Here is an 8,407-nt window from a genome sequence, read left to right as displayed (position 1 = left end):
CAGGCGGCCCACTGCCAAACGATCGTGAAAAGCTGCATTGGCTGTGTGTCACCGGCATTCCCCCCCAGAGCGATGATACCTGGGCCGCGGATAAAGAGGGCAAATCTGCAGCGCCTAAAACTGTGGCGTTGAATGTGCAAGTCAGTGTGCAGAACTGCATCAAGCTGCTGGTGCGCCCGTCCGGCATCGGGCAGTTGGCGGACCGTGCCTCATCACTGGCCTGGACGCGGCAGGGCAATACCCTGAATGCCAATAATCCGACCCCCTTCTATATGAATCTGAGCCGGGTGACCGTGGGGGGAGTGAATGTTGAACAACTGCAACATATTGCCCCCTTCTCGTCACACAGCTTTACCTTGCCCAAAGGGGCGGCCGGACAAGTGCAGTGGCAAGTGATTACCGATGCTGGCGGTCAGAGCCGTATGTATCAGGCATCGCTCTAGTCGCAGGGTTGCAAGAGACTGCCGGGTTATTAACCTCACTTGATGAGAGATAGACGCCATATGAAGTGTTTATTGCCAGGTTTGGCTGTGAGCTTGGTGTGTTGCTCGGTCGATGCGCGCACTTATACCTTTGATCTATCCAGTTTGGGCATAGACAACGCAGATGCGGCCCTGTTTAACCAGGGGGGGCAACTGCCGGGGGTCTACCCTGTTGACATCCTGATCAATGGTAATCGGGTCGGTTCCCGCGATGTGCTGTTCCGGCAGGAGACCAATGCGCAAGGCCAGCCGTTTCTGCAACCCTGCCTGAGTGTGGAGATGCTGTCACGTTATGGTGTCAGAGTTGAAAACTACCCTCTTTTGTCCGCTGGCAAGCCGCCGCGGGCGAAGGAGCAAACGGATGACTGTGCGACCTTATCCGCTATTCCACACGCGACGGTCGATTTTCAGTTCTATGAGCAACAGCTGCTGTTAAGCATTCCGCAGGTCTCATTACGGCCAAAGTTGTCCGGTATTGCGCCCAGAGAGTTATGGGATGATGGCATTCCTGTGTTGTTGATGAACTATCAGGCCAACACGAACCGGACAGAATATCGCACCGGGGCGAGTGCCAGCAGTGATTCGAGTTTTGTTCAATTGCAACCCGGTGCTAACCTGGGGGCATGGCGTTTGCGTAATGCCACGACCTGGCAGAAGTCGGGCGAGCAGGAAGGCAAATGGCAAACGGCGTATACCTACGCGGAGTATGGGTTGTATGACCTCAAAAGCCGCGTAACGCTGGGGGAGCGTTTTACCCCATCAGACATTTTTGACAGCGTGCCTTTTCGTGGGGCTATGCTGGGTTCGGATGAGGCGATGGTGCCGTTTAACCAGCGCGAATTTGCGCCCGTGGTGCGTGGTATTGCGCGCACCCAAGCGCGGGTGGAAGTCAAACAGAATGGCTTCACTATATATAATGCCACTGTGGCGCCGGGCCCGTTTGCGTTAAATGATTTATCGCCGGGTATGTCTGGCGGGAATTTGCAGGTTACCGTATGGGAAACCGATGGCAACCCGCAAATATTTACTGTGCCCTTTAACACGCCAGCCATTGCGCTGCGTGAAGGCTATCTCAAATACAATCTGATGGCCGGGCAATACCGTGCGGCAGATTCCTCCGTTGATGAAGCCGCGGTTGGCCAGGCAACCATGATGTATGGTTTGCCCTGGAACCTGACGGTGTATGGCGGCGCACAAGGCGCCGATCATTACCAATCGGCAGCACTGGGTCTTGGCGTTTCTTTGGGGAGCTGGGGCGGAGTGTCGGTAGATAACACGACAGCACGCGGGCAACGCCAGGGGGAGGAGAGCGAGACGGGGGGAGCCTGGCGCACGCGTTACAGTAAAACGGTAGACGCGACCAACACCACGCTGGCGTTGTCTAATTCCCAGTACAGCTCCTCTGGCTACCAGACGCTGTCTGATGTGTTGGGCAGCTATCGCAATAATGCCGATGGCTCTGACAACAATCAGGATCAGCGTAAAGCGAGCACCACGCTGACCTTGAGCCAGTCCCTGGGGGAGTGGGGATATGTCAACCTGAATGGCACCCGCGACAGCTTCCGGGATCGTTCTGGTAATAATGATTCGTTTGGTGCCAGCTATGGCGTTGGGGTGGCCGGGGGACATCTGTCACTGAACTGGACGCAGAACCGACGTGCCGGCGTTGTCGGTGAGCAGCAAAATGATCACATCACCAGCGTGATGTTCAGTATGCCGCTGCATCGCCTGCTGGGTGGCACCACCAATGCGACCTACCAGTTCGTCTCCCCGTCGAATGGCAATGATTCACAGGAAGTCGGGCTTAATGGCCAGGCACTTGATCGCCGGTTGTCCTGGAATGCGAGCCAGCGTTATCGCTCCGGTGTGGATAGTGGTGATCGTGACAACAGCAGACTGCAGCTGAGATGGTACGGCGGTTACGGTCAGGTGGGTGGCAACTACAGCTATAACTCCAACATCCGGCAAATGGGCGCTGATGTGTCGGGCGGCATGGTCATGCACCGTAACGGTGTTACCTTTGGTCAGCCGCTGAGTGATACCGTGGCATTGGTGGAGGCACCGGGTGCTTCAGGCGTTCAGGTCGGCGGGTGGCCCGGTGTGAGAACAGATTTTCGTGGTTATACCACACAGGCTCATCTCAACCCGTATCAGGAAAACAACGTGAGTCTGGATCCGAGCAATTTGCCCTCGAATGCGGAAGTCACGCAGACGGATATGACGGTGGTGCCCACTCAGGGCGCGGTGATCCCGGCAACGTTTGCCACCCGTATTGGTGCGCGAGCGCTGATGACGCTGACCCGCGAGGATGGTACTAGCGTGCCGTTCGGGGCAATAGCCATGCTGGGAGAGCAGGCGACGATTGCCGGGGTTGTAGATGACAACGGCGTGGTTTATCTGACCGGCTTACCGGCAAAAGGGGAGTTGTCAGTAAGGTGGGGGCAAAGCCAGCAACAACAGTGCCGTGTGAATTTCCAGTTGCCGAAAGAGCGTGGCTCTGCGGATATGTATGTCATGAACTCAGTGTGCAGTTAGCGGCAATTAACCAGAGCCGCTGCCAAGCAGGCTACTGTAACGAGAGGCAATTATGCTAAAGCGATTTTTTTATTGGGGTTTTGGCGTCTGGCTGGCTGCTTGCAGCGCTGGATTGTCGTTAGCGCAGGCTGCGGATACCCCGCAGCTTAATCTGCAAATAAACAGTGGCCTGCTCTCTGGCCGTATCAACGGTGAATTCCGTATTGGCAAGGGGCTGATAGGGTATGACGGCGAGCACCTTGGCTTTCAGGTGTGGAGTGATGCGACCAAGTCAGGGCCGCAGCCTAACCGTTATGTGCTGATTGGGCAAAATGACAGCAGCAATAAGTTGCGCATACGGATAGAGTATCCAGGCTGGCAGCCAGACAATGAAGGAGGCAAAGGGATTATCCTGCGTGATGGCGGAAACAGTGCCACCTTTGATGTGGTGGTTGATGGGGATCAGACGGTGATAGCCGATCATTACTCACTGGCATTAAAAGGTGCAGTATTATTACCCTGAAGTAACAAAAAATAATCCAAGAGACTTATCGCTTGATTAGCCTTTGCTAAAGGCTTTTATCCAGGAAATATGATTGTTAAAGATGATTCCATTGTTAATATCAAGATGGGGTGGGGTTGCTATTTTCGTTTTTATCATAGTCCCACTTATTTTTATCGCTAACTTTTGGGGTGATGATGAACGTGATGAAATAACAAGATGTACTGCAAATGTGCTCATAAACAGAGCCGGCCTTGATCTTTCGGCTAATGTGAAAATTGAACTTTCAATGAGCCATAAAAATGGTGTTTTCTATATTGATGGGAATATCTATCGCAAGGGTGTTTATCATGGTGCAATTAGCCGCCGGGTCCTTTTTGATGTCAACATTGTGAATGGTGATATTCTATTGATTTCAAAAAGAAATTGGAAGACGGAAGTTGATGATATTGATATCGCTTCTTTATCAGGATCGCTATTCTCGGATTTTTATATTACCCCGGATAATACCATGGTGCTTTTCTTGACAAAAAATGAAAAAGGATATTACTTGTCAACAAAAACAATGCCAATGACATACTGTGCTAAAATAACAGGCTAGATATCCTCCTCATACATCAAGCCATATATTTATTTTTGAGACATGGTTGTTTTTTTAAGAGGGTGAAACTTGATTCGAATTTACTTTCGCGTCATTGGCCGATAAAATACAAATGCCAGAGTAGAAATTAACATGGCTGGTGCAGAAGCCTGCCCTGCAAGATTAAGGCTGTCACTTCAGGGAAGGCGTTGTTAATGGTATGGTCGCGGTTTATTGCTTGTTACATGCTGATGAATAGTGTGTTACAACATCCGGCAGCGGCGGCTGATAAGTCGCTGAAAACACCAGCAGCACTGCCTTAATCATCACTACAGGGGGGTCTATGCGTTACGTTTACGCCGCGTTAATCATCGTCATCACGACAATTGTTTTGCTGTTTAAAATTCAAAATATAAGTCTTGTCACCGTTTCGCTGCTTAATATGAGCCTGACGCTGCCGGCGTCGCTGCTGATCGTCGGCGTTTATGTACTTGGCATGCTCACCGGCAGCGTACTCTGGTCGCTGCTGCGCGGCTGGCTAAAAGCCGCGATGCGCAAACCCGAGTAACACTATCGCCGGCGAGTTTGCGCCGGCTACACCTCTACTAATTAGGCAACGCAAAGGAGCCGCACTAACATGAGCAATTTCTGGGATTTCTTCTGGTTAATACTCTCAAGTTTTATCTTTATCGCTTACCTTTTGGTGCTGTTCCAGATCGTCGGCGATCTGTTTCGCAACACTGAAATGGGCGGCGGATTTAAAGCTCTATGGATCATCGGACTGGTCTTTTTGCCGATGTTTACCGCGCTGATTTACATTGTTAGCAACGGCGCAGGCATGGCCCGGCGTCAACGTGATGCGATGCAGCGGGCCAAATCAGATACCGAAGACTATATTCGGCAAGTGGCGGGTAAATCATCGGTCGAGCAGATCTGCGAGGCCAAAGCCTTGCTCGATAGCGGCGCGATCAATGCCGATGAATATGCCCAACTCAAAGCCAAAGCACTGGCCTAAGTACATGCAGCGTCACATGTTGTCGCTCAACCGGGGTACATCAGCCATCAGGTTATAACGTCCCCAGCCCCAAGTGACCGCTACACTTGGGGCTTTCTGACAGGCAGGCCAAGGGTGTTCAGTTTGTTTATCGCGTCACATACGCCATCACTTTCCCTACCTGACCGTTGTATTTTCGCAGGCTGACTCTCCCCGTCAGCAGCTGCTTGAATCTAAACATCGCCGTCTCCGCCAGAGAACGACGGTGATACCCCGATATCTTCTTCCAATGAGGCAGCCCTTCTTTTCGCATCACCAGTACAGCAGCATTTCTCGCGTGTCCCTTTTTCCATAACTCGGCGCTCGTGCGAGGCGGAATACCGGATGTCGCCCCTCTGTGCGCTATCAGCTGATGGCTGGCGTTGCTGTCAAGCGCTGTCCGCATAAATGGTACCCAGCTTGTGCCGCAGGGGATTGAGCAATGTCGGTAACGCCCCGGCATCATGGACATTCTCTAAAGAAACTTCCGCCGCCACCCTATCGTGGGTTGCCGGGTCAACGGCCAGATGCCGTTTGCGCCAGACTCGGCGCCGTGCTTTCTGGCTTTCCACTCGCCTTCGCCAAGTGCCTTCAGGCCAGTTGAATCGATAACCAGGTCGGTAACCTTCCCTTTAGATGGCTGCCGATACGCCACCTTCACCGTACGGGATCACTTGCTGGCACAACTGTCATCGGGGGCACATAGCGGCACATTCATCAACGCGAACAGGGAGTTGAGTAGCCCCGTTGTTGCACGCAGGGTGGGGCTGACAATCCCCTTGAGCGTCAGGAAGGCTGGTCGGTGTAGCGCTGGCTACGTCACGGTCGCCCGTGATGGTTGTGGTGGAACCAGTTGTCCATGGCGTCTGCATCCACCCAGAAGGTGAGAGAGCCAGGGTTAATCAGAGGCTTGTTGTATTGAGACCAGTTGGTGATGGGGTTAAACGACTCGCCCATGATGCTGACTTGAAGGGAATGGTGGTGATCAGATCGCCACATTTTCAGTTAGTTACATTCAAGCCGCATCGATTTTGGAAACGCCCATGTCAACCCACTCGCGTTAAACGATTAACATTTATAAGCTGGGGAAGGGAGCCAAATAACCCTTGTGCGGCCCGCAGGGTGGGGCTTAAAATCCCCTTGAGTATCAGGAAGGTACAAATGGTCCGGTCGGTGTAGAGCTGGCGGCAGCCCCGTCGCCTGCGATGGTCGTGGTGGAACCCGTTGTTCATGGCATCCGCATAAGAGAGCCACGGTGGACGAGAGGCTTGTCGTATATGGGGTGAAGCGGCTTGACCATTGGAATGTTGACTTAAATGATCAGATTGCCACGTCTTCAGTTGGTTCCATTCAAGCCGCATCGATTTCGACAACAACACCTAATAACGCCCATTCAAAGGATAAACAGCCTCTCATTATTGTGGCGCATTATGGTGAATTATCTATAATGAGGTTTTAATAGATGTTATCGGAAGCCGATTGAGATGATTAAGTGTTACAATATAAATGATAGCGTTTTATTTTACCCCGGAAGTGGTGATATATCGTCTTCTTTAACGGGGAATACTATTAAGATTAACATGCCAACTGCACAGTTATTCGAGGCTTTTATCACAAGGATGGGGGTGGCAGTTTCGCAAGAGGAACTATATGCTATAGTATGGGGTGAAAACAGTGTAAATGTAACGCCAAACACTTTATATCAGAACGTTTCTCTGTTGAGAAAAGCCCTTCAAGACTCAGGCATTCCCAGTGAATCACTTAAAACCATCAGGGGTAAGGGATTTATTTTTACGGTTACCAGTGTAGTGGAAAATTATGTTGAAAATAATAATGAGATCACTCCAGATAAAACTGAACCAGCCAAAGAAAGAAAACCTGTTATTTATCATTTGATATTGTTGTCATCTCTGGTTGTTATTTTATTTGGCATTTTGTTTTATGACTATAACAGCACGCCATGGAGGGTTACGCATTACCCAAAGGACTTTGTGTTTATATCGAAAATTAATGGGTGTAGTATTTTTAACAGCACCGAAAATAAAAGCAGAGAAAACAACCTGAGAGTTAATAGCTTAATTAGAACACTCCCTTTGGAATGTGAAAATTACCCTTATGTTTATATCAGCTATAGTGAGCGACATGCGACAATATCAATAATATCATGTAAGAATGATATGAACTACACCGAGCAAAACGACTGTAAAACTGAAATTTTCATTAATCATGGTGAACTTGATGAAACTCAACCTTAAATATATTATAATTTCCGGCACTGTTTTGCTTATTGTTTTGGCCAGTTTCATTTATTTGCACTTTATTGGTGTGAAAAGTGTTACAACCCTTCACTGCAATGGTGTACAGTACACGCACAACAAAAACTATAGTATTAAGTCAAATATCGATCTCACTTTTGATAACAGCAAAGGATTCATGGTCCTGAATGGTAAAGTTACCGAAAGTGGAGTGTCTTATCGTTTATCCAGAAAATTACTGTTTAACATCTCTGATATTGATAACAGTCTGGTTTTAACCTTCACAGGCATTGAAGTAAACATGGCTGATGAGGTAGACAGAAATAAATTACATGTACCCTTGCCTGCCTTTATGTCTACGGTTGGCAGTAACCTATTAATATCAATCTACCGTATAAATAAACATAACTACATTGTAGAGTCGAATGGCATCGCAAGCTTTCTCTGTGTGAATGACGATTAATCCTATTACTAATAAGTTATCAAATAGGACACTTTTTCTTTTAACCTGAATGAAATTCAGAGAAGAAGGAGGCATTAAAATTGTAACCGTTCACCGGCAGGGGCTTGATGCACACAAGTTGGCAGGGATGGGGTAATCCGTTGTCTCGATACAAGCCCTGACGATGGCGTGTAGCCACTCCTGGGGACAAGGCCCCACTCTTTTGGCCGTCTCCACCCATGACAGTATTCGCTGGCGAAACCGTTCCCCTCGATGTGAACACACCCCATGGCTCCCTTTACGCCGCCACAGCATATAGCCACGCAGCGCTTGTTCCGCCTCGTTGTTTGTCAGCGGGACATTGTCATCACTCATAAACCGCTACAGTATCTTGTCATCCTTAGATGAGCCACTCACAGCGCCCCCGGTAGCGCTTCGAGCATAGCACGGTCCCTAGCTATAATGGCTTTCGCCCCCCCCGTTGAATGACGGGTTTCATCGGTATTGTCTCCCTCTTCGTGCAGTTCATCGACTTTAGTTATGCCCACACTGTAGTGGTCAACTAAATCCGGACACTTGGTTAGGCCGAACCTCGGCTT

9 protein-coding genes and 2 pseudogenes are annotated in these 8,407 nt (G+C 49.8%); 8 read left to right on the top strand and 3 right to left on the bottom strand.

Annotation, left to right across the window (positions count from 1 at the left end; genetic code table 11):
- The 6 genes from AAC083_RS15640 to AAC083_RS15615 form a co-directional block, all read left to right on the top strand.
- Positions 1-443, top strand: a 443-nt coding sequence (locus AAC083_RS15640) for a fimbria/pilus periplasmic chaperone (protein ID WP_146181698.1), incomplete at its 5' end; no start/stop codon positions are given.
- Positions 444-503: 60 nt separating this feature from the next.
- Entirely contained in the window at positions 504-3,017 is a 2,514-nt protein-coding gene (locus tag AAC083_RS15635) for a fimbrial biogenesis outer membrane usher protein (RefSeq protein ID WP_108537075.1), read from the top strand.
- Between the two features lie 52 nt (positions 3,018-3,069).
- Complete coding sequence (afaD, locus tag AAC083_RS15630; protein WP_108537074.1) at positions 3,070-3,519, top strand: AfaD family invasin; 450 nt, start codon at positions 3,070-3,072, stop codon at positions 3,517-3,519.
- A gap of 73 nt (positions 3,520-3,592) precedes the next feature.
- Entirely contained in the window at positions 3,593-4,099 is a 507-nt protein-coding gene (locus tag AAC083_RS15625) for a hypothetical protein (protein WP_108537073.1), read from the top strand.
- 322 nt (positions 4,100-4,421) lie between these two features.
- The gene (locus AAC083_RS15620; RefSeq protein WP_108537072.1) at positions 4,422-4,646 is read left to right on the top strand and encodes a DUF1049 domain-containing protein; all 225 of its coding nucleotides are present in this window, start codon (positions 4,422-4,424) and stop codon (positions 4,644-4,646) included.
- A gap of 69 nt (positions 4,647-4,715) precedes the next feature.
- Positions 4,716-5,093: an SHOCT domain-containing protein gene (locus AAC083_RS15615; RefSeq protein ID WP_108537071.1), complete on the top strand. Its 378-nt coding sequence runs from the start codon at positions 4,716-4,718 to the stop codon at positions 5,091-5,093.
- 80 nt (positions 5,094-5,173) lie between these two features.
- Here the strand turns inward: AAC083_RS15615 and AAC083_RS15610 are convergent.
- Positions 5,174-6,068, bottom strand: a pseudogene (locus AAC083_RS15610) (IS5 family transposase).
- 527 nt (positions 6,069-6,595) lie between these two features.
- Here AAC083_RS15610 and AAC083_RS15600 point away from each other — a divergent pair.
- Positions 6,596-7,366 (top strand): winged helix-turn-helix domain-containing protein, encoded by a 771-nt coding sequence (locus AAC083_RS15600; RefSeq protein ID WP_108537069.1) that lies wholly within the window; start codon positions 6,596-6,598, stop codon positions 7,364-7,366.
- Entirely contained in the window at positions 7,350-7,829 is a 480-nt protein-coding gene (locus tag AAC083_RS15595; RefSeq protein WP_209418500.1) for a hypothetical protein, read from the top strand. The genes AAC083_RS15600 and AAC083_RS15595 overlap by 17 nt, the downstream gene beginning before the upstream one ends.
- A 90-nt stretch (positions 7,830-7,919) precedes the next feature.
- Here the strand turns inward: AAC083_RS15595 and AAC083_RS15590 are convergent.
- Together AAC083_RS15590 and AAC083_RS15585 are read right to left on the bottom strand one after the other, a co-directional pair.
- Positions 7,920-8,262 (bottom strand): annotated as a pseudogene (locus tag AAC083_RS15590) (IS66 family transposase); the annotation flags it as partial.
- Positions 8,222-8,407: hypothetical protein (locus AAC083_RS15585; protein ID WP_219927897.1), on the bottom strand; the 186-nt coding region annotated here is incomplete at its 5' end. The gene AAC083_RS15585 and the pseudogene AAC083_RS15590, both read right to left, overlap by 41 nt.

The sequence above is a fragment of the Aeromonas sp. HMWF014 genome (genome assembly GCF_963878295.1).
Lineage (GTDB): Bacteria > Pseudomonadota > Gammaproteobacteria > Enterobacterales > Aeromonadaceae > Aeromonas > Aeromonas popoffii.
Note: the sequence above shows the minus strand (reverse complement) of the source record. Positions and strands in the feature narration are given on the sequence as shown.